This is a genomic window from Rhodococcus sp. 4CII (genome assembly GCF_014256275.1).
GTDB classification, from domain to species: domain Bacteria; phylum Actinomycetota; class Actinomycetes; order Mycobacteriales; family Mycobacteriaceae; genus Rhodococcus_F; species Rhodococcus_F wratislaviensis_A.
In genome coordinates, this window is sequence record NZ_JACCFE010000002.1 from 5,444,670 (window position 1) to 5,469,438 (window position 24,769).

Below are 24,769 nucleotides of genomic sequence, written 5' to 3' on the forward strand. Positions count from 1 at the left end.
TCCCGACCTTGCACTCACCCTGTCCGAGTGCTAAAAATGCACTTGGCACTCACGACGCGTGAGTGCCAGGTCGGGACGGTGAGACCGGGAACCAAAGACACCCCTGGTCGTCCGTCGCGGGCACCGAACTCGGCCGAAGGCGTAAATGAGGCGACCCGACTAGCGGTCGCCTTGTGTGTCACCCCCAATCCGGAGGATCACTTCGCAATGGCCAAGATCATCGCGTTCGACGAAGAGGCCCGTCGCGGCCTCGAGCGGGGACTCAACGCCCTCGCCGACGCAGTCAAGGTGACGTTGGGCCCCAAGGGTCGCAACGTCGTGCTCGAAAAGAAGTGGGGCGCCCCCACGATCACCAACGATGGTGTGTCCATCGCCAAGGAGATCGAGCTCGAGGACCCCTACGAGAAGATCGGTGCCGAGCTGGTCAAGGAGGTCGCCAAGAAGACTGACGACGTCGCCGGCGACGGAACCACCACCGCCACCGTTCTCGCCCAGGCACTCGTCCGCGAGGGTCTCCGCAACGTCGCTGCCGGCGCCAACCCGCTGGGTCTGAAGCGCGGCATCGAGAAGGCCGTCGAGGCCGTCACGGTGCGTCTGCTCGAGACCGCCAAGGAGATCGACACCAAGGAGCAGATCGCTGCTACCGCTGGTATCTCCGCGGGCGACCCGTCCATCGGCGAGCTCATCGCCGAGGCCATGGACAAGGTCGGCAAGGAAGGCGTCATCACGGTCGAGGAGTCCAACACCTTCGGCCTGCAGCTCGAGCTCACCGAGGGCATGCGCTTCGACAAGGGCTACATCTCGGCGTACTTCGCGACCGATCCGGAGCGTCAGGAAGCCGTCCTCGAGGACGCGTACATCCTCCTCGTGAGCTCCAAGATCTCCACGGTCAAGGACCTGCTGCCGCTGCTGGAGAAGGTCATCCAGTCCGGCAAGCCGTTGGTCATCATCGCCGAGGACGTCGAGGGCGAAGCCCTGTCCACCCTGGTGGTCAACAAGATCCGTGGCACCTTCAAGTCCGTGGCCGTCAAGGCTCCCGGCTTCGGTGACCGTCGCAAGGCTCAGCTCGCCGACATCGCCATCCTCACCGGTGGCGAGGTCATCAGTGAAGAGGTCGGCCTCTCCCTGGAGACCGCCGGACTCGAGCTGCTCGGCCAGGCACGCAAGGTCGTCATCACCAAGGACGAGACCACCATCGTCGAGGGCGCGGGAGATCCCGAGGCCATCGCCGGCCGCGTGGCCCAGATCCGCGCCGAGATCGAGAACAGCGACTCGGACTACGACCGCGAGAAGCTGCAGGAGCGCCTGGCCAAGCTGGCCGGTGGCGTTGCAGTCATCAAGGCCGGCGCTGCCACCGAGGTGGAGCTCAAGGAGCGCAAGCACCGCATCGAAGATGCCGTGCGGAACGCCAAGGCTGCCGTTGAAGAGGGCATCGTCGCCGGTGGTGGCGTGGCTCTGCTGCAGTCGGCTCCGGCTCTGGACGACCTGAAGCTCGAAGGTGACGAGGCCACCGGTGCGAACATCGTTCGCGTCGCCCTCGAAGCACCGCTGAAGCAGATCGCATTCAACGCCGGCCTCGAGCCCGGCGTCGTTGCCGAGAAGGTTCGCAACCTGCCCGCAGGTCACGGCCTCAACGCTGCCAACAACGAGTACGGCGACCTGCTCGAAGCCGGCATCAACGACCCGGTCAAGGTCACCCGCTCCGCGCTGCAGAACGCAGCGTCCATCGCGGCTCTGTTCCTGACCACCGAGGCCGTCGTCGCCGACAAGCCGGAGAAGGCCGGAGCGCCCGTGGGCGACCCGACCGGCGGCATGGGCGGTATGGACTTCTAAAGGCGGCTACGCCTCCCGTGAGCGGCTGAGGAGTCCTCGGACTCGCCCGCCACTCACGGGCACGAAGTGCCCGGAAAGGCCCGGAACACCACTCGGTGTTCCGGGCCTTTTCCGTTTCCAGGTGTCGCCGTTTCCCGGTGTCACTGCGATGTCAGTGTCCGGCCGGCATCAGCATCCAGGCGGCGAGGTAGACGAGCGCCGCGGTGCCGCCGGTGACGAACGTCGCGACGACGGTGAGCAGGCGGACGAGGTTGACGTCCACGGAGAAGTATTCGGCGATGCCGCCGCAGACGCCTGCGAGCATCTTCTGATTGTCGGAGCGGATGAACTGGCGGGGAGTGTTGCTGTCGAATGTCATGCCTTCATCCTGGTCGGAGTGGCCGGCCGCGCGCATCGGGATGTACCCCGATCTCGACCCTGGACTTTCACCCTGAGCCTGCGCGCCGTGCCGTCCTGTCGTTCACGTCTGCGACACCGCGACGACGCCTGGGGCGGTTAGATTTCGGCGCATGACTGACCTCGAGGAACATCCGGGTTTCCTCAGCGCCTTCGCGGATCTGTCCACCGCCGTCGATCTGCGGGACACCTCCGCGTTCACCGTCAACGACGAGGACGACGACGATCCGGTTCTGCTCACCGCGCCGGAGTCGAGAGGGTGATGGGCTTCTGCACCGACGAGCAGTACTCCCGATTCCTGCATCAGGCGCCGCTGTTCGAGCAGATGCTGGTCGACGAGGGCACCAGTCTGGTCAAGCTGTGGTTCTCGGTGTCGCCGCTCGAACAACGCACCCGGTTCGCGATCCGTCAGGTCGATCCGGTGCGCCAATGGAAATTGTCGCCGATGGACATTGCCTCGCTGGACAAATGGTCGGCTTATACCGCAGCCAAAGAGGATATGTTTCGTTTCACCGATACCGATATCACACCGTGGACTGTCATCAAGAGCAACGACAAGAAAAGGGCCCGTATCAATGGCACGAAGTATGTTTTGTCGCTGTTCGATTACGAGAACAAGGACCTCGGCGTGGTCGGCACGGTAGATCCGCTGGTAGTAGCACGTGCGAATGAGGTAATTGAGGAATAACCAGGCAATCAAACAGTGGACGCCTGCGTAACAGTTCGAAATGTTATGAAATTTTTCTTTGGCTGATGCTTCACGTCCGGTACAAAGGACGAAGCGTCATGAAGGGCGCGGAGCAAAACCCAACACGACGATCAGGAGTTTTTATGTTCTCTTCGGAAATCATGAGCTTTCTGCAGATCATTCAGACCCTGCTGCCCCTCCTCTCCGGATCAATGGGGGGATAGACCCGAACTTCACTGACACTGGGGCCCACATGCGACACTGTGGGCCCCAGTTCGGTGCTCGGACAGTGTGCGAGCAGCGCCCAGACGGAAGGTGAAGGATGGTCAACCGCACTGCAGCGGGTAGGTACGGGGTCAGGGTGGCGCTCGCGGTCGCGCTGACGGCGGCGATTCCCTGCCTCGGAGTCCAGGCGTCCGCCTCCGCCGATCCCGCGGAGGCCACGGCCGTCGCGGACGGTGGCTCCCACCTGGTGAGCACCGACCGGATCGACGACCGCCAGTTGACCATGCACGTGTACTCGGCGTCGATGGACCGGGACATCCCGTTGCGGGTGATCACTCCCGCGGACACGAGCGCACCGAGGCCCACGCTGTACCTGCTCAACGGTGCGGGCGGCGGGGAGGACTCCGCCACGTGGCAGGCCAAGACCGACGTCGTCGGCTTCTTCGCCGACAAGAACGTCAACGTCGTCACGCCCATGGAGGGCGCGTTCAGTTACTACACGGACTGGGAGAAGACCGACCCGGAACTGGGCAACAACAAGTGGACGACGTTCCTCACGCAGGAACTGCCGCCGATCGTCGACTCGGCGCTCGGAACCGACGGCGTCAATTCGATCGCCGGTATCTCGATGGCGGGTAGCTCCGTGCTGAGTCTGGCGCAGGCGGCTCCCGACCTCTACAAGAGCGTCGGGGCCTACAGCGGCTGCGCGATGACGAGCACCGACCCCGGCCGCACGTACGTACGCATGGTCGTCGAGGGCCGCGGTGGCGGCGACAGCTCCAACATGTGGGGACCGATCGACGGACCGGGCTGGGCGGCCAACGACCCGTACATCAACGCGGAGAAGCTGCGCGGCCTCGACATCTACGTCAGCAACGGCACGGGTCTTCCCGGCCCCGGCGACCAGCTGAACGGACCGGGGATCAACGGGGACGTCGGCACGCTCGCCAACCAGATCCTCCTCGGCGGCGCCATCGAAGCCGCCACCAACCAGTGCACCCACGCCCTGGCCGACAAGCTGAACGAACTGCAGATCCCCGCGACGTTCGACTTCCGGCCCACCGGCACGCACTCGTGGTCGTACTGGGAAGAAGACCTCCACAAGTCGTGGCCGATGCTCGCAGCGTCGATCGGCTTGTAGCGTCCGGTCTCGGAAACGACTCGACCCCCGCAGATCCCGGATCTGCGGGGGTCGAGCCGTCTAGTCTGACGAAGTGGAGACCGTACCGATCCAGATGCCCGACGGAACCACCACTCCGGTCCGCCTGTTTCCCGGACCCGACGAGGCCCCCGTGGTCGTGGTGTTTCCCGGTCTGGGAATTCCCGCCGGCTACTACGAACCGTTCGCCGAGGAACTGGTGTCCCGCGGTTTCAACGCGGCGATCGGCGAGCTCCGCGGGCAGGGCGACAGTCGCCCCCGCCCGAGCAGTTCCAGCACGTACGGCTACCAGGAACTGGTGTCCCTCGACTTTCCCGCGATCTTCGAAGTGGTGCGGGAACGGTTTCCCGCGGCGACGCCGTTCCTGTTGGGCCACAGCATGGGCGGTCAGCTCGGCGTGATGTACGCCGCCCGGATCCGGGGCCGGCTCGGCGGGATCGTGCTCGTCGCGTCGGGGTCGCCGTATCACCGAGGATTTCCCGGGATACACGCCCCGCGGCTGCTGGTGGGTGCTGCGGCGATGTCGATGACGGCCAATCTGGCGGGGTTCTGGCCCGGCGACAAACTCGATATCGGCGGGTTCGGGCGGCAGTCGAAGGTGCTCATCACCGATTGGTCGCGATTCGCCCGCACCGGCAAGATCGAACCCGACGGTGCCGACATCGACTACGAGGAACGCATCGCGCGGCTGAAGCTGCCCGTGCTGTCCGTGACCGTCGAGGGTGACGATCTGGCGCCGGCGTCGTCAGCGAAGAACCTCCTCGCGAAGCTGCCGAACGCCGACGTCACCCTGTGGCACCAGCCGCAGCCCCTGGGCCACAACGGATGGATCCGCGACCCGGCGAGCACCGTCGACCGGATCGCGGAGTGGATCCACGACCACACCTGACCCGTGAGTACTTCTCAACCGCCGGCGGTTGAGAAGTACTCACGGCAGGTACTCACGGGCGGGTGAGCATCTCCCACAAGAACGTGAAGGTCAGGGCTGACTTGAATGCGGCCTGCGCGTTGTCGGCGGCGCCGCCGTGGCCGCCCTCGATGTTCTCGTAATACCAGACCTCGTGGCCCTGCTCCTCGAGCAGTGCGGTCATCTTGCGGGCGTGGCCCGGGTGAACGCGGTCGTCCCGGGTGGACGTGGTGACGAGAATCGGCGGGTAGTCCGCGGTCGCGTCGGTGTTCTGATACGGCGAGTATTCGCTGATGAACTTCCAGTCGTCCGGGTCGTCCGGATCGCCGTATTCGGCCATCCACGACGCCCCGGCGAGGAGCAGGTGGTACCGCTTCATGTCGAGGAGCGGCACCTGGCACACGATCGCCCCGAACAGTTCCGGGTAGCGGGTCAGCATGACGCCCATGAGAAGTCCGCCGTTGCTGCCGCCCTGGATCCCGAGTTGCTTCGACGTGGTGATGCCCCGGGCCACGAGGTCGCGGGCGACCGCGGCGAAGTCCTCGAACGCCTTGTGGCGGCCCTCGCGGATCGCCTGGGTGTGCCACGACGGACCGTATTCGCCGCCGCCGCGGATGTTCGCGACGACGTAGGCGCCGCCCCGTTCGAGCCACGCGAACCCGACCGAACCGCTGTACCCCGGAACCATCGAATTCTCGAAGCCGCCGTACCCGTACAGCATGGTGGGGCAGGGGCCCGTCACGTCGTCGCGGCGCACCACGAAATAGGGGATCTCGGTTCCGTCGTCGGACACCGCGAAATGCTGCGATACCGACATGCCGTCCGCGTCGAAGAACGACGGCGCCTGCTTCACCGCCTCCAACGGACCGCCGACTGTGCCGTACAGCAGGGTCGCCGGAGTCGTGAAGCCGCTGGAGTTGACGAAGAAGCTGTCGCCGGTGCGTGCATCGGTGCTGATGATCCCGCTCGCCGTCAGTTCGGGCACACCGTCGAGCGGCTTCTCCTCCCACCCCGTGTCGTTCGGGGTGAGCACCGACAGCTTGGTCTGAACGTCCGACAGTCGCACGAGGAGGAGGTGGTTCCGGGTCCACGTTCCCTGCTCGAGGGAGGTGTGCTCGTCCGGGGTGAACAGGGGAGTCAGCTCGCGTGACCCGGCGAGGAAGTCGGCGTAGTTCGCGGCGAGCAGCGACCCGGCCGGGTAGACGGTGCCGTCCACGTCCCAATCGGTGCGCGGACGGATGGTCAGCCACTCGCGGTACACGGACGAGCCCGCGTCGTCCGGGGTGTCGATCCGGACCTTCGACCCGTCCGGGAGCAGTTGGTAGCGCTCGGAGTTGTAGAAGTCCATGGACCGGCCGACGAAGTGCCGCTCGTATCCGGGGGTGTCGTCGTACGATGCGCCGACGGACACATCGGTGGTCTCGCCCTCGAAGACGGTGACCGCGTCGGCGAGCGGCGTGCCGCGATGCCAGCGCTTCGCGATCCTCGGGTAGCCGGAGTCGGTCATCGAGCCCTCGCCGAAATCGGTCCCGACGTACACGGTGTCCGTGTCGATCCAGCTGATGCTGGTCTTCGCCTCGGGGACGTCGAATGCGTCCTCGCCGCCGACGAATTCACGCTTCTCGATGTCGAATTCGCGTACCACGGACGCGTCGGCGCCACCCCGCGAGAACGACAGCAGGGCCCGCGTCTGCGCCGGTCGCAGCACGGTGGCGCCGGCCCACACCCAGTTCTCGTCCTCGCGGTCGGCGAGCGCGTCGACGTCGAGCAGAACGTCCCATTCGGGGGTGTCGGTGCGGTACTGCTCCAGCGTGGTGCGGCGCCAGATGCCGCGCTTGTGTTCGCCGTCGCGCCAGAAGTTGTACAGGTACTCGCCCCGCATCCCGGCGTAGGGGATCCGGTCGTCGGTGTCGAGGACGTCCAGGATCCGGCTTTCGAGCGCGGAGAACGCGGCGTTCTCGGTGTACTCGGCGAGGGTGCGGGCATTACGCTCCCGCACCCAGTCGAGTGATCGGTCCGCGGTGACATCTTCGAGCCAGAGGAAGGGATCCGTCATGACGTCATTCTTGCAGGAGGTGTTGTGCCTGGTCGCGGCGGCAAAGGTGTGACGGGTGAGGCTACTCGCGGGTAATACGACCGCGGTGCGACAGAGATTCCGGACGGGACTACCCTGAACAACCGTGACCTCACACTATGACGTCGTTGTCCTCGGAGCCGGTCCCGGTGGGTACGTCGCTGCTATCCGCGCGGCACAACTCGGACTGAGCACTGCCATCATCGAGCAGAAGTACTGGGGTGGTGTGTGCCTGAACGTGGGCTGCATCCCCTCGAAGGCTCTTCTCCGCAATGCCGAACTTGCGCATCTCTTCACAAAAGAGGCCAAGCTGTTCGGTATCTCGGGTGAGGCGTCCTTCGACTTCGGCGCCGCGTTCGATCGCAGCCGCAAGGTTGCCGAGGGCCGCGTCAAGGGCATTCACTTCTTGATGAAGAAGAACAAGATCCCCGAGTACGACGGCAAGGGCACCTTCACCGATGCCAACACCATCGAGGTCGAGCTCACCAAGGGTGGCACCGAGACGATCACGTTCGACAACGCGATCATCTCCACCGGCAGCACCACCAAGCTGCTGCCCGGCACCTCGCTGAGCAAGAACGTCGTCACCTACGAAGAGCAGATCATGACCCGGGAGCTGCCCGGATCGATCCTCATCGTCGGCGCCGGCGCGATCGGCATGGAGTTCGGGTACGTCCTGAAGAACTACGGGGTCGACGTCACCATCGTCGAGTTCCTCGACCGCGCGCTGCCCAACGAAGACGCGGACGTCTCCAAGGAAATCGAGAAGCAGTACAAGAAGCTGGGCGTCAAGGTTGTCACCGGCGCCGCCGTGCAGAGCATCGACGACGACGGCTCCAAGGTCACCGTCGCGATCAAGAACAACAAGTCCGGCGAGATCGAGACCGTCGTGGTCGACAAGGTCATGCAGTCCGTCGGCTTCGCCCCGCGCGTCGAGGGCTTCGGTCTGGAGAAGACCGGGGTGCAGCTCACCGACCGCGGTGCCATCGGCATCACCAACACGATGCAGACCAACGTGCCGCACATCTACGCCATCGGCGACGTGACGGCCAAGCTGCAGCTCGCGCACGTCGCGGAGGCGCAGGCCGTCGTCGCGGCCGAGACCATCGGTGGCGCGGAGACCCTGCCGATCGACGACTACCGGATGATGCCGCGCGCCACGTTCTGCCAGCCGCAGGTCGCGAGCTTCGGTCTGACCGAGCAGCAGGCCCGGGAAGAAGCTGCTGCCCGAGGTTCCGACATCAAGGTTGCGACGTTCCCGTTTGCCGCGAACGGCAAGGCGCACGGCCTCGGTGACGCCACCGGTTTCGTCAAGCTGATCGCTGACACGAAGTACGGCGAGCTGATCGGTGGACACCTCATCGGCCCCGACGTCTCCGAGTTGCTGCCCGAGCTGACCCTCGCGCAGAAGTGGGACCTCACCGTCAACGAGCTGGCCCGCAACGTGCACACGCACCCGACGCTGTCCGAGGCCTTGCAGGAGGCCATCCACGGTCTCGCCGGGCACATGATCAACTTCTGACTCGATCGCACCGAGGGCCCGCACAGTCTTCTGTGCGGGCCCTCGTCGTGTCTCACCGGGTTGCTTCCGTGATCCCATGGCGAAGTGCCCGTTCCGGTGGCATCGTGGGGAAGATGACCATGTCGGACAGCACACCAGAAGGATCCGAGGGCGAGTACAGCCTGGACGAAGAGGACCAGCTGCAGCCGGAGGACACGTTGGTCGACCGAGGCGTGGACGACGTTCTCGACGAGGGGTATTCGCCGCCGGAGAAACCACTCGGGCTCGACGCGTTCGGAACGACGGCGGCCGAACAGCGTGAAGGGGAGACCCTCGATCAGCGGCTCGCGGAGGAAGAACCGGATCCGGCGTTCGACGAGGACGACGACGCGGAGATCCTCGACGACAACGAGGTCGGACGGCAGCGGTCGGGCAGGCTTCTCGCCGAGGACGAAGGTTCCGGGCCGGACGAGGAGAAGGATCTCGTGGCGTCCGATATCGGGATCGACGGGGGAGCGGCGTCGGCCGAGGAAGCCGCGGTCCACATCGTGGACGACGAGTCTGATCTCGACGATCTCAGCTGACGCCGCGACCGGCGTCGTACCTCTCCTGCGCCGCCAGGACGTCGGGTACGCGTGATTCGACCAGCTCGATGAGGCCGATGAGGCGTGAGCCGATCTCGGCGCCGAGCGGCGTGAGGCTGTATTCGACCTTCGGTGGAATCGCTTCGAGCACTTCGCGAATCACCAGGCCGTCTCGTTCGAGTGCCTGCAACGTCTGCGACAGCATGCGCTCGCTGACGCCGTCGACGCGTCGGCGGAGTGCGCTGAAGCGGTAGCTGCCCTCGGTCAGTGCCGCGAGCGCGAGCACTCCCCACCGGCCGGTGACGGTCTGCAGTGTTTCGCGCGAGGCGCAGTCTCGCGCGAAGACGTCGGCTTCGAGGGTGCGGTCTTCGCTTTCCTGTGCTGGGTGCGCGTGCTCGGACATGCGTCCAGACTACCGCACGCAGAAGAAGCACTTACGTAACTGTTTGCACTTACGAAAAATTAGTGCATGATGGAAAGTGAGCTTGATCGTCAACTCGCACCACTACGCGCTAGGAGTTCGTCATGACCATCGCCGTCACAGGAGCAACCGGACACCTCGGACGCCTCGTCGTCGAGGCACTGCTCGACAAAGGCACACCTGCCGCCGACATCGTCGCCGTGGTCCGCACCCCGGCCAAGGCCGCGGACCTGGCCGACAAGGGCGTCGATGTCCGCCAGGCGGAGTACGGCGACCGCGCCGCATTGGAGAAGGCGTTCGCCGGCGTCGACAAGCTGCTGCTCGTCTCGGGCAGTGACATCGGGCAACGGATTGCCCAGCACACCAACGTGATCGACGCCGCGGAGGCCGCCGGGGTCGGATTCCTCGCCTACACCAGCATCCTCGATGCGCAGAACTCTCCGCTCGGACTGGCCGTGGAACACCGTGGCACCGAGGACCGGCTGGCGACATCCGGAATCGACTTCGCCCTGCTCCGCAACGGCTGGTACTGGGAGAACTACCTCGGCAGCATTCCCGCGGCGCGTGAGACCGGTGCCCTGTTCGGCAGTGCCGGAACGGGTGTCGTGGCCGCGGCCGCCCGGAAGGACTACGCCGAGGCCGCCGCCGCGGTCCTGCTCGCCGACGCGCAGGCCGGCAAGGTATACGAACTCGGCGGCGACGAGCGCCTGACGTACAGCGAACTGGCCGACGTCATTTCCGGGGTACTCGGAAAGCCGGTGTCGTACAAGGATCTTCCGCAGTCCGAGTACGCTGCGGTGCTCGAGGGCGCCGGACTGCCCGCGCCGATCGCGAGCATGCTCGCCGACTCCGATGCGGGAGTGGCGGCCGGCGCCCTCGACACCGAGAGCGGTGACCTCCAGAGGCTGATCGGCCGCAAGTCGACCCCGGCCGCCCAAGCCTTCGGCCTGTGAGTACTTATTGACCGCCCGCGGTTTGATAAGTACTCACGGGGCGCGAAGCGGCAGCCGCGAGATATGCGACCCAACTCCCGAACTCGGTGATGTCGGTGGCCCCGTCGACCGCGTCGTGGGTGCAGCTGAAGCCCACCACGACGCGGCCGTCGGACAATTCGACGCTGGTCAGCGCCATCGGGGCGGGCAGGGCCGCCAGGAAGGTGCCCAGGCCTGCGGGTGACACTCGGAACAGTTCGCCGGCGATCTCGGCTCCCGCGCCGGGACCGCGGCGGACGAGACCGGGTTTGGGCGGGGTCGTGGCGAGCGCAGTGAGCCGATACGCGTCCGTGGTGGTGACGGTGCCGAAAAACCGTGCGCCGATGTCCTCGAGCTGGAAATGCAGGGGCTGACCGCGCAGGTGCGCGCCGAACACCGCGAGTTCGACACCGCCCTCGACGAGGGCGGGCGCGGGGACGCCGACGAGCCGGGCCGCCAGATCCACGGCGACCTGATCCGCGAACGCCGGCACCACGACCATGACGCCGAACGGGTCGCCGGCAGCGGTCGGGACGCCGGGGACCGCGACGGCCGCCATGTCGAGCAGGTTGCAGAAGTTCGTGTAGGTGCCCATCCTCCGGTTGATCTGGATCGGATCCGCCTGCACGGCAGCAATGGTCGGGTGTTCGGTGGTGGTGGGCAGGAGGAGGCCGTCGAAACCGGTCAGCAGTTCCCGGGTCCGTGCCTTGACGCGGGCGAGGGTGTCGAGGTCGGCGGCGAATTCATGGCCCGCCGGTTTCCTCGCCGACTCGACGATGGCGGTGACCACCGGGTCTGCCCCTGCAGGCGCGGTGTCGAGGAATTGCCCGACCGCGGTGTACCGCTCGGCGACGACAGCGCCGTCGTACAGCAGCCGCGCCGCCTCGAGCAGCGGGGAGATGTCGACCGCCTCGACGGCGAACCCACGGTCCGTCACCGACGTCACCGTGGCGTCGAACGCCGCCCGGTATTGCGGTGTCAGCAGCGCGAGATCCGCTTTCGTGGGAATCGCGACGCGCGGCTGCGCGGGGGCGGCGAGCCTGACGTCGGAGGGCCACGCGCGGCTGCGCGGGTCCGCGGTCGCCGGACCGGACATGATGCGAGCGGCGGTCACGGCCGTGTCGAGTTCGGTGGCGAAGACGGTGACGCAGTCGTAGTCGACGCACGCGGGAACCACGCCGTCGGCCGGGATGACGCCGAGAGTCGCCTTGATTCCGACGAGACCGTTGAACGCGGCCGGGACCCGGCCGGATCCCGCTGTGTCGGTGCCGATTCCGATGTCGGCGATGCCGAGTGCGACGGCGACCGCCGAACCCGAGCTGGATCCACCCGACACCCGTTCGGGATCCCACGAGCACCGGACGGCGCCGTACGGACTGCGCGTCCCGACCAGCCCGGTCGCGAACTGGTCGAGGTTCGTCTTCCCGAGGACGACGGCGCCCTGTTCGACCAGTCGGCGCACGGCGGTCGCGGTGACGTCCGGAAGGTAGACGAACTCGGGGCACGCCGCGGACGTGGGCAGTCCGGCGACGTCGATGTTGTCCTTGACCGCCACGACCTTCCCGGCCAGGGGGAGACGTTCGCCGGCGTCGAGACGGGCTTGCACGGCAACGGCATCGGCGTGCACGTCCGCGACGGGCCGGAGGGTGATCCACACCTCGGGGCGGTCGACCTCGGCGATGCGCCGGAAGGCGTCCTCGACACGGTCAATGGGGGAGAGGGTGGTCTGTCCGCGGTTCACGGCATCGACAGTCATCAGTTTTCTGCTCCAATCACGACGAGTGGGGTGCCCGGTTCGACGATCGCGCCCGGTGACACGAGGACCTCGAGGACCGTTCCGGAGGACGGGAACGCGACCGGCATCTCGAGTTTCATCGCCTCGAGCACCACCGCGTTCTGTCCGGCTTCGATGCGTTGCCCGGCCTCGACCTCGACACGCCACACGCTTCCGACCATGGGCGCCTCGACGACGGCCGCACCGGACGGAAATTCGCCCCGTGCGGACGGTTCGGGAGCAGGCGTCTGTTCGACGCGGTCGAATTCGCCCGACGCCCGCCACGCCGCCTTCTCGGTGTCGAACGCCGCGGACTGGCGTGCGTCGAATTCGGCGATGGATCGCGCGTTGTCCTGCAGGAACTTCAGGTGGTCGGCGAACGCGAACGTGCCGTCGGAGATCTCCGCGTCGAACCGCCCGACCACCGCCTGCGCGCGGTACTCACGCAACTGCTCAGGGGTGACGGGTTCCCACACGATGCGGTCGAAGAACCGGAACATCCACGGCTTGCCCTCGTCGAACGGGCGGTGCTGCCGGTACCCGGACCAGATCGGGACGGTGCGGCCGATCAACTGATACCCGCCCGGCGACTCCATGCCGTAGACGCACAGGTACTTGCCGCCGATACCGACGGCGTCGGACGGCGTCCAGGTGCGCGCCGGGTTGTACTTGGTGGTGACCAGGCGGTGCCGCGGGTCGAGGGGCACCGCCAGGGGCGCGCCGAGGTAGACGTCGCCGAGCCCGAGCACCAGGTACTCGGCGTCGAACACGGCATCGCGGACGTCGTCGATGCTGTCCAAACCGTTGATGCGCCGGATGAACTCGGTGTTCGACGGCAGCCACGGCGCCTCGTCGCGGACACCGTTGCGGTAGCGGTCGATGGCCTCCGCGATGGACGGGTCGTCGAACGACAGCGGCAACCGGACCGTCCGGCTCGGGACCACCAGATCGTGCGTCGCCGGCAGCAGTTCCTCGATGTCCTGCAGGGTGTCGAGGAGTCGGCGGGCCGGAAGGACGTCGGCGTCGAAGTGCAGGTGCAGCGACCGGACACCCGGCGTGATGTCGATGATGCCGGGGACGCGGCGCCGGACCAGCGCCTCCGACAGCGCATGGACGCGCATGCGGAGCCCGAGATCGAGTTCGCGGGCGCCGTACTCGACGAGGATGTTGTCGTCGCCGCCGCGCAGATACACGACCTCCGGTCGGCCCAGTATCGGGGCGATGCGGTGCAGCACCCCACCATCGCCGATCGTCGCCCGGGTGGCGGCGGGCGGAACATCCAGGCGTCGAGCCGAATCCGATGCCCTCAGCACGTGCGCCCCGTCGTCGGAGACCGCGATGAACCGCACCCGGTCGCCGGGGCGGATCTGCCCCAGCTTCCAGCGGTGCGCCTTCACGACGGTGAGGGGGCACGCGAAGCCGCCGAGGCTGGGACCGTCGGGTCCGAGCAGGATCGGGGTGTCACCGGAGACGTTGAGGGCGCCGATGCTGTACGGGTTGTCGTGCAGATTCGACGGATGCAGCCCGGCGTCGCCGCCGTCGGTCCGGGACCAGACCGGCTTGGGTCCGTCGAGCCGCAGTCCGGTGCGGTTGGCGTGAGCCTGGACCTTCCAGGTGGTGTCGTAGAACTGCGCCATGTCGGCGTCGGTGAAGTAGGTGGGCGCCGGTTGAGGTCCCTCGGTGACGGCGAGATGCCACTCGTGGGTGAGCTCGGGGCGGAAGTCCAGCGGGACGGGCTGGGGCGCAGCGAGTCGCGCGGTGTTCTCGAACAGCGAGTCGTCGAACAGGCCCAGGACGTCGCCGACGGTGACGGCCTTGCCGGTGATGCCGCCGAACCCGCCGAGCGTGAACGTCGATGCGCTTCCGTGATAGAGCGGCGCGTCGATGCCGCCGCGGAACGCGATGTACGTGCGCAGACCCGTGTCGCGCGGAGTGCCGATGTCGAGCACGGCTCCGGCAGGCACTTCCACCGGTTCCCACAGAGGGATCGGCTCGTCGTCGAGGGTGACCGGGGTGTCGGCGCCGCCCACGCAGATCACGGTGGCGTCCGAGAACACGAGGCGCGGCCCCTGCAGGGTGCATTCGAGTCCCGGTGCGCCGGCCGGATTGCCGACGGCGGTGTTGACGAGCTGGAACGACAGGTCGTCCATCGGTCCCGACGGCGGAATCCCGACCTCCCACAGACCGATTCGGCCCGGATGGTCCTGCACCGTGGTCATGGTTCCGGCGCGGAGCACGTCCACGCGGCGGCCGGTGGGTCGCAGATCGGCCAGCGATCGCGTGGTGTGCTCGGCGGCCAGCACCGTGTCCGCGGCGCAGATCCGCCGCAGCTGGGGCAGGTTGGTCTGGACCCCGTAGATGTGCGTGTCCCCGAGCGCCTCGGCGAGGGCGGCGAACGCCGCCGTGCGCCGGTGCCCGCGGGTGATCACCTTCGCCAGCATCGGGTCGTAGTGAGCACTCACCTCGGTGCCCGTGTCGACCCACGTCTCCACCCGTGTGTGAGCCGGGAACTCGACGCCGGTGAGTCGTCCGGCGCAGGGGCGGTAGTCGTGGCCGGGGTCCTCGGCGTAGATGCGCGCCTCCACGGCGGTTCCGGTGATCTCGGGTCCGGAGTCGGGCAGCCCGTCCAGCATGGACCCGTCACCGCGGGCGAGCCGCAGCATCCACTCGACGAGGTCGATTCCGGTGACTTCTTCGGTCACCGGGTGCTCGACCTGCAGTCGGGTGTTCATCTCGAGGAACGACGCCTCACCCCGGTCCACGTCGTAGACGAACTCGACGGTGCCCGCGGACCGGTAGTTCACCGACGACGCAAGGCGGCGCGACGAACTGAGAAGCTGCTCGACCAGGTCGTCGGGGAGTCCGGGTGCCGGGGCCTCCTCGACTACCTTCTGGTTGCGGCGCTGCAGTGAACAGTCGCGGGTGCCGAGGCTGATCGTGCGGCCGAGGCCGTCGCCGAACACCTGCACCTCGATGTGCCGGGCCCGAGCCACGAAACGTTCGAGGAACACCCCGGACGAGGAGAAGTTGGCCTGGGCGAGGCGCTGGACGCGGTCGTAGGCTTCGCGGAGTTCCGCGGCGTCGGCGCAGGCCTGCATCCCGATTCCGCCGCCACCACCGACGGCCTTGATCATCACGGGATAGCCGATGTCCGAGGCCGCGGACAGGGCCGCGTCGGCGGAGTCGAGGAGCCCGCTGCCCGCCACGAGGGGGACGCCGACGGCGCGGGCGGCCTCGCGGGCCGTGTGCTTGTTTCCGAACGTGCACAACTGTTCGGGGGTGGGGCCGACGAACGCGATGCCCGCGGCTTCGGCCGCCGCGGCGAACGTGTCATTCTCCGAGAGGAAACCGTAGCCGGGGTGAATCGCGCCCGCGCCCGTCGCCAGCGCGGCCTCCACGACGGCGTCGGCCCGCAGATACGACTCGTGGGCGGGCGCCGGGCCCAGCCGGACGGCGACGTCGGCCATCTCGACGTGTGCGGCCGCGGAATCGGCGTCGGAGTACACCGCGACCGTCTTCAGTCCGAGGAGATGCGCGGTTCGCATGATGCGGCAGGCGATTTCGCCCCGGTTGGCGACGAGCAGGGTGTCGAAGGAGTACTCGATCGTCGGCGTATTCATCCCTGTGGACATGGTTGTATACGCTAAGGACGGGGTGTTTCACCGAGATTTCTCGAGGTAAAGCGTGGGTAAGTAACACCTCTCACGGTGTCGAGGGCTGCACCGGGGGAACGAAGTCGAAAGTCGTCCCGAGCAACCACACCAGAAGCAGGACCACCGGCAGGTGGAACATGAACTGCAGGAACGTGAATCCCACCAGATCGCGCGCCCGGAGCCCCAGCACCGCCAGCAGGGGCAGCATGAAGAACGGGTTGATCAGGTTCGGCAGCGCCTCGGCGACGTTGTACACCTGGACGGTCCAGCCCAGGTTCATCCCGACGTCGGTGGCCGACTGCATCACATACGGCGCCTCGACCAGCCATTTGCCGCCGCCGGACGGGACGAAGAGGCCCAGTACGACGGTGTAGAGGGCGATGACGACGGTGAAGCCTCCGCCGCTGCCGATGTTCGTGAAGAATTCCGCGAGGTGCTCCGAGATGGTGAGACCGTTTCTGCCCTCGGCCTTCGTGAGGATCGCGGCCATGGCGGCATAGAGCGGAAACTGGACCAGGATGCCGGCCGTGGCGGGGACGGCCAGGGCTACGGCTTGCAGAAATTTACGTGGCGTCCCGTGGAGCACCAGTCCCAGCATGAGAAAGACCAGCAGGTACGCGTTGAGGCTGCTGACGACGGTGAGCAGGGGCTTGGTCAGCAGCTGGGAGACGAGCCAGCCCAACGTCATCAGGCCGGCCAGCGCCGGCAGGATCCGGCTGTACTCGAGCCACTCTCCCGGTCGTGATCGAGGCGGGACCTCTTTCGGACGGTCGTCGAGGTCGACCTCCAGATCCTGGGCGGTCGTGACGGCGGCGCCCCTCGGCGCCGAGAAGTGAGCGATCACCACGGTCAGGGCGATGATGATCGCGCACATGAGCAGCGACTGCCAGGTGAAGATCGTGGTTCCGAAGTCGAGGACGCCCGTGATCTTCAGCAGCGCGGGAGGCAGAGATGCGGCGGTGGCCTGCAGCTGGGCCGCGGAGGACGACATACCCAGTGCCCACACCGCGCCCAGACCCATGAACGCCGCCGCGCCCAGAGCGCGGTAGTCGACCCGCAGGTCGGATCGGCGCGCGATCGCCCGGGCCAGCAGCCCGCCGAACACCAGGCTGAGTCCCCAGTTCAGGAAGGACACCGACATGGCCAGGAAAGCAACGAAACTGACTGCGCTGCGCGCTGTCCGAGGCATCATGGCCAGGCGATCGATCAGCCGAGCGACCGGCGGGGACGTGGCGACGACGTATCCGGTGAGCACCACCATCGCCATCTGCAGGGTGAACGCGGTCAGATCCCAGAAACCGTCGCCGAACGCGTCGACCACGGCCTGCGGCGACGAACCGTTGGCGAGTGCGGCCACCGCGACGACGAAGACACCCACGAGGGCGAACACGTAGGCGTCCGGAAACCATTTCTCCGTCCACCCGGCCAGTGACTGCGCAACCCGTGCCAGTCCCTTTTCGGAGCGGACCTCTTCGGTGGCGGATGTCATGCGGCCGTCCCCTTCTCTGCGCGATGCGGAATCTACGCGGTGTGGAACCTACGCGGTGTGGAACCTACAAATAGTCGCGTTCGATCCTCAGAGTCCCGATCGTGGTGGCCAGCGCGTCGTATTGGGTCACCAGAAAACAGAATTCGATCAGGCGGCGGTCGTCGAAGTACGCAGCGAGCGCCGACCATGTGGCATCGTCGAGGTTGTCGGTGGTGACGAGTTGGTCGACGGCCGTGAGGACGGCGCGGCGACGCGCGTCCCAGCCCGCCGCGTCGGGGCCTTCCAGCACCTGTTCGAGCAGCGCCGGGGTGATGCCCGCCCGGCGTCCGAGACGCACGTGGTGGTCCATCTCGTAGCCGCACTTCCGAAGATGCGCCACCCGGATGATGATCAGTTCGGTCTCGTGCCGGGAGATCTTCCCGCCCGGCATCAGCTTGCCGGAGTAGCGCAGCCACGCACGGAAGAGGCCCCTGGCGCGGCCCACCGTGCTGAACAGGTGCGCGTCCGGGACACCGGCGACGCGGGAGATGATCCGCCACAGCACCCAGTTGACGGGGCCGAGCTCCTTCAGACGTCCGGGTGGAATGCGTGCGGTCACGCGGCCCCCTCTCGTTCCATCCGCCCCTTCGCAGGACCGGTTGCGTGCGCGCGTAGTTCGATCGACCGGGTCATCTCCGTGGCCCGGAGTGCGAGCATACGCACAGAATCCGACCCGGGTATCCGGGATGGTGTGTATATCCGATTCTTGCGCCCGGCGATCGCCCGTTCGAGAGCGTCGACCGCCACCGTGATCGAGGAGGTCCGGGCCCGTGCGCTGCCGCGGGGTGGCGGAACCGCGACACCGTCGAAATCGATCAGCGTCCGGTCCGTGTCGATCTGGCCGAGGCGGGCGATGCCCACCCGCGTCCCCAGTGGTTTCAGCTCCTCCCGCAGGACCTCACCGAGTTCCTCCGCTCCGCCTCGCGTGGCGCCGTGGACGCCGCGCAGCGGGGTGAAGGCCGTCGACGATGCCACGACCAGTGCGTACCCGTTGCGGTGTCCGATGTGCGGTCCCGCGGCACGCAGCGTGTGGTACGTGCCCATCACGTTGACCTCGACGGCATACCGCATCACGTCCGGATCGCCCTCGACTATCTGCGCCGGCGGCGTCACGCCCGCGTTCGCGACCACCACGTCGAGTCCGCCGAGCCGATCGGCGAGATAGTCGAACGCGTCCTCGACGGCCATCCTGTCGCGGATGTCGCATCGACGCCACGGCGCCCGGCCGCAGGCGGTGGCCGTCTGTTCGAGGAGTTCGGGTTCGAGGCCGAGCAACCCGACACGGGCGCCCCGCTCGTGAAGTCGTCTGGCGAGTCCGGCGCCGATACCCCGGGCTGCGCCGGTGATCAGGACGCGGCGTCCGACCAGATTCTCTTCGAGAGTGCGTGACATGAAGCGAGTTCCCAACCTGTGTTACCGAGCGGTAGCAAGACGCTAGCACCCGCTCGGGTCGGGGGAGGGAAAAATGTCACACGGAGTTGGACAACTGTCTCAATCGCGGATCGCCCACGCCATCCGCGCGAGGGAAAGTGCCTGTTCAGCGCGCTCGATGACCACTTCCCGAGACTCGCTGATGTGCGCGAGTAGCGTGTCGTACGCGGAATCGAGTTTGCCGTCGAGGGCAAACTCGGCCACTGAGATGTGCTCGTCGATGGTGGCGCTCATGCGGTCCGGGGTGAGGTAGTCGAACATCCGGACCGGCCGCACCTTCGCGTTCACGCCGACGAGCGCATCGGACAGCGCCCGGTTGCCGGCCGACCGCAGCAGCACCGTGTGGAACTGCTCGTCGAGCGCCACGAACCCGGCGTCCGGGGCGGGGACCTCCTTCCGCAACGCGTACCACCGCTCGAGTTCAGGCCCCAGAACGTCCGGGTCGTGCGACAGCGACGCGTCGGCGCGGACCCGGGCGATTCCCTGAAGCTCGAGCGTGATGCGGAGTTCGTACAGTCCCGCGAGTTCGTCGATGCGTGGACGGTACGGAAACAGCCCGCCCACGTCGCGCTGCACGAGTCCGTCGGCGAGCAGGCGCGCCAGGGCCTCCCGCACCGGCGTCCGCGACACCCCGTAGACATCGGCGAGACGCTCCTCGCCGAGCCGCTGCCCGGGAGGGATCCGTCCGCTCATCAGGTCGGTGCGCAGCGACAGGTACACGTGGTCGCTGAGGGAACCGGCCGGTTCTCGGCGTGCCATCAGATCGCCATCGCCGCGCGGACGTCGGAGACCGCGGTCCCGACGTCGGAGCCGGGGGCGGCGCCACCGGCTCCGGAGGACGTGACCCGCCCGGATTCGAGGACGTGATAGCTCTCGGCCGATTCGAGTGCGAACCCGATGTGCTGTTCCACCAAGAGAACTCCGAGCCCACCGCGGCGGGTGAGCTCCATGATGGTGCGCTCGATCTCCGCGACGACGGACGGCTGGATGCCCTCGGTCGGTTCGTCGAGGATCAGCACCGTCGGTTCCGTGATCAGCGCCCGCGCGATGGCGAGTTGCTGCCGTTGCCCGCCGGAGAGGAGGCCGGCGCGCCGGTCGAGCAGGCTGCGCAGGGCCGGGAACAGGTCCAGTGCCTCGTCGACGAGTTCCTTTCCGCGCCTGCGACCGTCCGCCACCACCTGCAGGTTCTCGGCGGTGGTCAACTGACCGAACGACTGCTGGCCTTGCGGGACGTAGGCGAGGCCGCGGGCGACGCGGGCGCTGGGCCGCAGCGCCGTGACGTCCTCGCCGTCGAGCAGCACCCGACCGGAACCGACCTTGATCAGTCCGACGGCAGCCCGGAGAAGCGTGGTCTTGCCCGCGCCGTTGTGTCCCATCACCGCGGCCACCCCGTCCGACGGGACCGTCAGCGACACTCCGTGGATCACCTCGGTTCGGCCGTACCCGGCGCGGATGTCGTCAAGCTCGAGCATCGCTGTCCTCCTTCGAAACCTCGGGCTGCAACTCGGGGGCGGCACCGGCCGCCGCGGTCCCGAGGTACACCTCCTGCACACGGGGATCGGCCTGTACCTGCTCGACCGTTCCCTCGCTCAGCACCTTCCCGGCGTGCAGCACCGTCACCGACGTCGCGAATGCGCGCATGAAATCCATGTCGTGCTCGACCACCACGACGGTCCGCTCACCGCCGATGCGGCGCAGGAGCTTTCCGGTCTCGTCGCGTTCCTCGTGGCTCATGCCCGCCACCGGTTCGTCGAGCAGCAGGACGGAACAATTCTGCACCAGGAGCATGCCGATCTCGAGCCACTGCTTCTGCCCGTGCGCGAGGATGCCCGCCGGCGTGTCGCGGAGCCTGCCGAGACCCGTGACGTCGAGCGCCTCCTCGATGGCGGAGAGCACCGTCTTTCGGCGGCGCAGCAGCGTGAGCGCGGAGCGGCCGGCGCCCGCCGCGATGTCGAGGTTCTGGAGCACCGTCAATTCCTCGAACACGCTCGCGGTCTGAAACGTGCGGCCCACACCGAGCCGGGCGATGCGGTGCACTTTGCGGCCGATCAACTCGACACCGGACTTCGTGACCGAGCCCGTCGCCGGAACGAGGCCGGTGATCGCGTCGACGAGAGTGGTCTTGCCTGCGCCGTTGGGGCCGATGAGGAACCGCAGATCACCCTGCATCAGGGTGAGGTCGACGCCGTCGACCGCGTTGAAGCCGTCGAAGCTGACCCGAAGGTCCCGGACCTCGAGGTACTCGCTGGACATTCCGGCGTTGCCGCCGAGCACGGGCGCCTTGGCGGTGGTGGGAATCGTCATCGGGCCATCTCCATTCGTTCCGTCGGCTCGGTCTCGTCCGCAGGCCCGGGCGGTGCCGGCCGCTCGGACGAGGCCTTCTTCTTCCGCTTCAGCAGCGCGAACAGCCCCGCGACGCCGGCCGGGAAGAATCCGACTACCACGATGAACAGGAGGCCCTGCGCGTAGATCCAGCCGGAGGGGAACGATTCCGAGAACGCGCTCTGCGCCCACGCCACACCGATGGCGCCGAGGACCGGGCCGAGAAGTGTGGACCGGCCGCCGATGGCCACGCCGATCAGGAACGCGATCGACGGGACGATTCCGACGTCTGCGGGGGAGATGATGCCGACGATCGGCACGAACAGTGCGCCGGCGAGGCCCGCGAAGAACGCGGCCGTCACGTAGGCGACGAGTTTGATGTTCGCCGGGTCGTACCCGAGGAAGCGCACCCGCTCCTCCTGGTCCCGGACGGCGACGAGCAGTTCGCCGTACCGGCTGTTCATCAGCTGGCGGGTGACGGCGACGACGGCCAGCAGCACACCGGCGGCGATGAAGAACAGCATCTGCTTGTTGGCCGGATCATTCAGGTTGAACCCGAAGAACGTGCGGAACCGGTTGAGGCCGTTGCTTCCTCCGGTGCTCTGCTGGCCCACGAGCAGGATGGCGAACGCGGCGGCGAGCGCCTGGCTGAGGATCGCGAAGTAGGCGCCCTTGACGCGGCGCTTGAACACCCCGAGACCGAGGACGAACGCCACCAGTGCCGGGACGAACAGGATGCCCAGGATCGTCACGATCGGCGAAGTGAACGGCACCCAGTAGCCCGGCAGTGCGCGGATGCCCGCGATCTGCATGAAGTCGGGCACCGGGTCGCCGCGGAGTTCGGCGTCGGCGATCTTCAGATGCATCGCCATCATGTACGCACCCAGCCCGAAGAACACACCCTGGCCGAGGGTGAGCATGCCACCGCGGCCCCACGCCAGGCCGATACCGACCGCGACGATCGCGAAGCACAGGAACTTGCCGAGCAGACTCAGCCGGAAGTCGCTGAGGACCGCGGGGGCGACGACGAACAGAAGCAGTGCGGCCAGCGCGAATCCTGCCCACGCGCGGTAGCGGCCACTCGTCGGGATGCTCATACGAGACTCCTCGTCTTGACGGCGAACAGGCCCTGCGGCCGAACCTGGAGGAACACCACGATGACCACGAACACGATGACCTTGGCGATCGATGCCGTGGTCGAGTACTCGACGAACGAATTGAGGATGCCGAGGGCGAACGCGGCGATCACCGCGCCCTTCATCTGGCCCAGGCCACCGACCACGACCACCAGGAACGCGTCGATGAGGTAACTCTGCCCGATGGTCGGGCTCGTCGAGCCGATCAGGGTGAGCGCCACACCCGCGACACCAGCCAGACCGGAACCGATGAAGAACGTCGTCACATCGGTTCGGCGACTCGATATCCCGCTGGTCTCCGCGAGGTCGCGGTTCTGCACGACGGCGCGGATGCGGCGTCCCATCGGCGACTTCTGCATCGCCAGGCTCAGCGCGACGACCGCCATCACCGCGAGCACGAGAATGAACAGGCGTGTCTTCGGGACCACGGCGCCCAGGATCTCCACGCCACCCGAGAGCCATTCCGGCGCGGCGACGTTGACCGCCGGGGCCCCGAAGACGTCCCGTGCCAGCTGCTGCAGGATCAGCCCCACGCCGAACGTCACCAACAGTGTGTCCAACGGCCGGTGGTACATCCGCTTGACGAGGGTGACCTCGAGCAGGACACCCATCGCGCCGCCGATCACGAAGCCGACGAGCAGAGAGATGAACAGAGAACCCGTGGCGCTCGAAATCACCTGCTGCACAACATATGCCGTGTACGAGCCGGCCATGATGAACTCGCCGTGCGCCATGTTGATGACGCCCATCTGACCGAACGTCAACGACAGCCCCAGCGCCGCGAGCAACAGGATCGACCCGATACTCAACCCGGTGAACAGCTGTCCGATCACTACATCCATCGATGTATGTCCTCTCTCTTCCCTCGTGCCCGTCGGACGGTGTTCTAGCTCCCCAGCGCTTCGGCCCACGGGTAGGACTTCAGGTACGGGTCCGGCTGGATCGGGGTGCCCGAATCCCAGACCGTGTAGATCAGGCCGTCGCCCCGGATCTCACCGATGCGCGCGGTCTTGGTGATGTGGTGGTTGGACCCGTCGATGGTGACCAGGCCCTCCGGTGCGGCGAACGTGACGCCGTCCGCGTTGTCCTGGACGTCCTCGGTGGCAAACGACTTCGCCTTCTCGACGGTGTTCTTCCACAGGTACACCGACGTGTACGCGGCTTCCATCGGGTCGGACGTCGGCTTGTTCGCGCCGTACCGGGCCTTGTACGCGTCGACGAACTTCTTGTTCTCCGGCGTGTCGACGGTCTGGTAGTAGTTCCAGGCCGTCAGCTGACCCTCGATGTTCTGGACGCCGATGCCACCGACCTCTTCCTCGGCGATCGACACGGACACGACGGGCATGTCGGCGGGCTTCAGGCCGACGTTCGCGTACTCACGGAAGAACGCGACGTTGGAGTCGCCGTTCAGGGTGTTGAAGACGGCGTCCGCGTCGGCGGAGCGCACCTTGTTGACGATGGTCGAGAAGTCGGTGGAACCGAGCGGCGTGTAGTCCTCGCCCTTGATCTCGATGCCGTTGGCCTCCGCGTACGCCTTGATGATGCGGTTGGCGGTCTGCGGGAACACGTAGTCGCTGCCCACCAGGTACAGCGACTTGACGCCCTTCTCCTTCAGGTAGTCGAGGGCGGGCACGATCTGCTGGTTGGTGGTGGCGCCGGTATAGAAGGTGTTCTTCGAATCCTCGAGTCCCTCGTACTGCACGGGGTAGTAGAGCAGCGAGTTGTTGTCCTCGAAGACCGGCAGCATCGCCTTCCGGCTCGACGACGTCCAGCCGCCGAACACAGCTGCGACGCAGTCACTGCTGATCAGCTTCTCCGCCTTCTCGGCGAACACGGTGGGCTCCGAGGCCCCGTCCTCGGCGACGACCTGGATCTTCTTGCCGAGCACGCCGCCCGAGTTGTTGATCTCGTCGACCGCGAGCGCGATCGAATCGCGGACGGTCACCTCGCTGATGGCCATCGTCCCGGACAACGAGTTCAGCGACCCGACCTTGATCGTGTCGCCGGACGTGTCCACACAGGATGCCGCCGTTGACTCGCCGGCCGTGTCGGACGCTTTGCTGCCACAACCGGTCAGCACGAGCCCGATGGCGGCGAGCACGGTCGGTACGGCGAGGGCGCGCTGGGAGAAGGTGCGCATGTACGGGCCTTTCCGTCGGAGGACTT

General features: G+C 67.0%; 20 protein-coding genes and 2 pseudogenes. 8 read left to right on the top strand and 14 right to left on the bottom strand.

The window, feature by feature from the left end; all coding sequences use genetic code 11:
- The first annotated feature begins 207 nt into the window (after positions 1 to 207).
- Positions 208 to 1,833 (top strand): chaperonin GroEL, encoded by a 1,626-nt coding sequence (gene groL, locus H0B43_RS25900; protein WP_185725329.1) that lies wholly within the window; start codon positions 208 to 210, stop codon positions 1,831 to 1,833.
- 151 nt (positions 1,834 to 1,984) lie between these two features.
- Here the strand turns inward: groL and H0B43_RS25905 are convergent, their stop codons facing one another.
- The gene (locus tag H0B43_RS25905; protein WP_185725328.1) at positions 1,985 to 2,191 is read right to left on the bottom strand and encodes a PspC domain-containing protein; all 207 of its coding nucleotides are present in this window, start codon (positions 2,189 to 2,191) and stop codon (positions 1,985 to 1,987) included.
- 151 nt (positions 2,192 to 2,342) lie between these two features.
- On the opposite strand from H0B43_RS25905, the gene H0B43_RS25910 reads away from it, so the two are divergent.
- The 4 genes and pseudogenes from H0B43_RS25910 (at position 2,343) to H0B43_RS25925 (ending at position 5,190) form a co-directional block, all read left to right on the top strand.
- The gene (locus H0B43_RS25910) at positions 2,343 to 2,492 is read left to right on the top strand and encodes a hypothetical protein (protein ID WP_185725327.1); all 150 of its coding nucleotides are present in this window, start codon (positions 2,343 to 2,345) and stop codon (positions 2,490 to 2,492) included.
- Positions 2,468 to 2,917, top strand: a pseudogene (locus H0B43_RS25915) (polyphosphate kinase 2); the annotation flags it as partial. The gene H0B43_RS25910 and the pseudogene H0B43_RS25915, both read left to right, overlap by 25 nt.
- Positions 2,918 to 3,239: 322 nt before the next feature.
- The gene (locus tag H0B43_RS25920; RefSeq protein WP_185725326.1) at positions 3,240 to 4,283 is read left to right on the top strand and encodes an alpha/beta hydrolase family protein; all 1,044 of its coding nucleotides are present in this window, start codon (positions 3,240 to 3,242) and stop codon (positions 4,281 to 4,283) included.
- A gap of 73 nt (positions 4,284 to 4,356) precedes the next feature.
- Positions 4,357 to 5,190 carry an alpha/beta fold hydrolase gene (locus tag H0B43_RS25925; RefSeq protein WP_185725325.1) on the top strand — a complete coding sequence of 278 codons (834 nt, stop codon included), beginning with the start codon at positions 4,357 to 4,359 and terminating at the stop codon, positions 5,188 to 5,190.
- Positions 5,191 to 5,242: 52 nt separating this feature from the next.
- On the opposite strand, the pseudogene H0B43_RS25930 reads toward H0B43_RS25925, so the two are convergent.
- Positions 5,243 to 7,330, bottom strand: a pseudogene (locus tag H0B43_RS25930) (prolyl oligopeptidase family protein); the annotation flags it as partial.
- 58 nt (positions 7,331 to 7,388) lie between these two features.
- Here H0B43_RS25930 and lpdA point away from each other — a divergent pair.
- Both lpdA and H0B43_RS25940 read left to right on the top strand, forming a co-directional pair.
- Positions 7,389 to 8,804, top strand: coding sequence for a dihydrolipoyl dehydrogenase (gene lpdA, locus H0B43_RS25935; RefSeq protein ID WP_185725323.1), 1,416 nt, complete (start codon positions 7,389 to 7,391; stop codon positions 8,802 to 8,804).
- 113 nt (positions 8,805 to 8,917) lie between these two features.
- Entirely contained in the window at positions 8,918 to 9,367 is a 450-nt protein-coding gene (locus H0B43_RS25940) for a DUF5709 domain-containing protein (protein ID WP_185725322.1), read from the top strand.
- Here H0B43_RS25940 and H0B43_RS25945 read toward each other — a convergent pair.
- Entirely contained in the window at positions 9,360 to 9,770 is a 411-nt protein-coding gene (locus H0B43_RS25945; RefSeq protein ID WP_185725321.1) for a helix-turn-helix domain-containing protein, read from the bottom strand. The two genes, H0B43_RS25940 and H0B43_RS25945, sit on opposite strands and share 8 nt — an antisense overlap.
- Positions 9,771 to 9,892: 122 nt before the next feature.
- Between H0B43_RS25945 and H0B43_RS25950 the strand changes: the two genes are divergently transcribed.
- Positions 9,893 to 10,741 (top strand): SDR family oxidoreductase, encoded by an 849-nt coding sequence (locus tag H0B43_RS25950; protein WP_185725320.1) that lies wholly within the window; start codon positions 9,893 to 9,895, stop codon positions 10,739 to 10,741.
- 4 nt (positions 10,742 to 10,745) lie between these two features.
- Here the strand turns inward: H0B43_RS25950 and atzF are convergent, their stop codons facing one another.
- The 11 genes from atzF to urtA form a co-directional block, all read right to left on the bottom strand.
- A complete protein-coding gene (atzF, locus tag H0B43_RS25955) occupies positions 10,746 to 12,515 on the bottom strand; it encodes an allophanate hydrolase (protein WP_185725319.1) in 1,770 nt (589 codons plus the stop codon).
- A complete protein-coding gene (uca, locus tag H0B43_RS25960) occupies positions 12,515 to 16,165 on the bottom strand; it encodes an urea carboxylase (protein ID WP_185725318.1) in 3,651 nt (1,216 codons plus the stop codon). The genes atzF and uca overlap by 1 nt, the downstream gene beginning before the upstream one ends.
- Positions 16,166 to 16,235: 70 nt before the next feature.
- A complete protein-coding gene (locus H0B43_RS25965; RefSeq protein WP_185725317.1) occupies positions 16,236 to 17,675 on the bottom strand; it encodes a short-chain fatty acid transporter in 1,440 nt (479 codons plus the stop codon).
- A 64-nt stretch (positions 17,676 to 17,739) separates the two neighbouring features.
- Positions 17,740 to 18,273 (bottom strand): carboxymuconolactone decarboxylase family protein, encoded by a 534-nt coding sequence (locus H0B43_RS25970; RefSeq protein ID WP_185725316.1) that lies wholly within the window; start codon positions 18,271 to 18,273, stop codon positions 17,740 to 17,742.
- Complete coding sequence (locus H0B43_RS25975; protein WP_185725315.1) at positions 18,270 to 19,106, bottom strand: SDR family NAD(P)-dependent oxidoreductase; 837 nt, start codon at positions 19,104 to 19,106, stop codon at positions 18,270 to 18,272. The genes H0B43_RS25970 and H0B43_RS25975 overlap by 4 nt, the downstream gene beginning before the upstream one ends.
- Before the next feature lie 99 nt (positions 19,107 to 19,205).
- On the bottom strand, positions 19,206 to 19,904 hold the full coding sequence (locus tag H0B43_RS25980; RefSeq protein ID WP_185725314.1) for a GntR family transcriptional regulator: 699 nt from the start codon (positions 19,902 to 19,904) through the stop codon (positions 19,206 to 19,208).
- Positions 19,904 to 20,617 (bottom strand): urea ABC transporter ATP-binding subunit UrtE, encoded by a 714-nt coding sequence (gene urtE / locus H0B43_RS25985; protein WP_185725313.1) that lies wholly within the window; start codon positions 20,615 to 20,617, stop codon positions 19,904 to 19,906. The genes H0B43_RS25980 and urtE overlap by 1 nt, the downstream gene beginning before the upstream one ends.
- Positions 20,604 to 21,449 (bottom strand): urea ABC transporter ATP-binding protein UrtD, encoded by an 846-nt coding sequence (gene urtD / locus H0B43_RS25990; RefSeq protein WP_185725312.1) that lies wholly within the window; start codon positions 21,447 to 21,449, stop codon positions 20,604 to 20,606. Before urtD ends, urtE begins: the two co-directional genes overlap by 14 nt.
- On the bottom strand, positions 21,446 to 22,564 hold the full coding sequence (gene urtC, locus H0B43_RS25995; RefSeq protein ID WP_185725311.1) for an urea ABC transporter permease subunit UrtC: 1,119 nt from the start codon (positions 22,562 to 22,564) through the stop codon (positions 21,446 to 21,448). The genes urtD and urtC overlap by 4 nt, the downstream gene beginning before the upstream one ends.
- Positions 22,561 to 23,445: an urea ABC transporter permease subunit UrtB gene (gene urtB / locus H0B43_RS26000; RefSeq protein WP_185725310.1), complete on the bottom strand. Its 885-nt coding sequence runs from the start codon at positions 23,443 to 23,445 to the stop codon at positions 22,561 to 22,563. Before urtB ends, urtC begins: the two co-directional genes overlap by 4 nt.
- 44 nt (positions 23,446 to 23,489) lie before the next feature.
- Positions 23,490 to 24,743: an urea ABC transporter substrate-binding protein gene (urtA, locus tag H0B43_RS26005; RefSeq protein WP_185725309.1), complete on the bottom strand. Its 1,254-nt coding sequence runs from the start codon at positions 24,741 to 24,743 to the stop codon at positions 23,490 to 23,492.
- Positions 24,744 to 24,769: the final 26 nt, after the last annotated feature.

Excerpts from the sequence above, each read along its gene's own strand:
- H0B43_RS25940 (WP_185725322.1), top strand. The coding sequence starts at position 8,918 with ATGACCATGTCGGACAGCACACCAGAAGGATCCGAGGGCGAGTACAGC.
- urtA (WP_185725309.1), bottom strand. The coding sequence starts at position 24,743 with ATGCGCACCTTCTCCCAGCGCGCCCTCGCCGTACCGACCGTGCTCGCC.
- H0B43_RS25920 (WP_185725326.1), top strand. The coding sequence starts at position 3,240 with ATGGTCAACCGCACTGCAGCGGGTAGGTACGGGGTCAGGGTGGCGCTC.
- uca (WP_185725318.1), bottom strand. The coding sequence starts at position 16,165 with ATGTCCACAGGGATGAATACGCCGACGATCGAGTACTCCTTCGACACC.
- urtE (WP_185725313.1), bottom strand. The coding sequence starts at position 20,617 with ATGCTCGAGCTTGACGACATCCGCGCCGGGTACGGCCGAACCGAGGTG.
- H0B43_RS25950 (WP_185725320.1), top strand. The coding sequence starts at position 9,893 with ATGACCATCGCCGTCACAGGAGCAACCGGACACCTCGGACGCCTCGTC.
- H0B43_RS25905 (WP_185725328.1), bottom strand. The coding sequence starts at position 2,191 with ATGACATTCGACAGCAACACTCCCCGCCAGTTCATCCGCTCCGACAAT.
- H0B43_RS25975 (WP_185725315.1), bottom strand. The coding sequence starts at position 19,106 with ATGTCACGCACTCTCGAAGAGAATCTGGTCGGACGCCGCGTCCTGATC.
- H0B43_RS25965 (WP_185725317.1), bottom strand. The coding sequence starts at position 17,675 with ATGACATCCGCCACCGAAGAGGTCCGCTCCGAAAAGGGACTGGCACGG.
- H0B43_RS25980 (WP_185725314.1), bottom strand. The coding sequence starts at position 19,904 with ATGGCACGCCGAGAACCGGCCGGTTCCCTCAGCGACCACGTGTACCTG.
- urtC (WP_185725311.1), bottom strand. The coding sequence starts at position 22,564 with ATGAGCATCCCGACGAGTGGCCGCTACCGCGCGTGGGCAGGATTCGCG.
- urtD (WP_185725312.1), bottom strand. The coding sequence starts at position 21,449 with ATGACGATTCCCACCACCGCCAAGGCGCCCGTGCTCGGCGGCAACGCC.
- H0B43_RS25910 (WP_185725327.1), top strand. The coding sequence starts at position 2,343 with ATGACTGACCTCGAGGAACATCCGGGTTTCCTCAGCGCCTTCGCGGAT.
- atzF (WP_185725319.1), bottom strand. The coding sequence starts at position 12,515 with ATGACTGTCGATGCCGTGAACCGCGGACAGACCACCCTCTCCCCCATT.
- H0B43_RS25945 (WP_185725321.1), bottom strand. The coding sequence starts at position 9,770 with ATGTCCGAGCACGCGCACCCAGCACAGGAAAGCGAAGACCGCACCCTC.
- urtB (WP_185725310.1), bottom strand. The coding sequence starts at position 23,445 with ATGGATGTAGTGATCGGACAGCTGTTCACCGGGTTGAGTATCGGGTCG.
- groL (WP_185725329.1), top strand. The coding sequence starts at position 208 with ATGGCCAAGATCATCGCGTTCGACGAAGAGGCCCGTCGCGGCCTCGAG.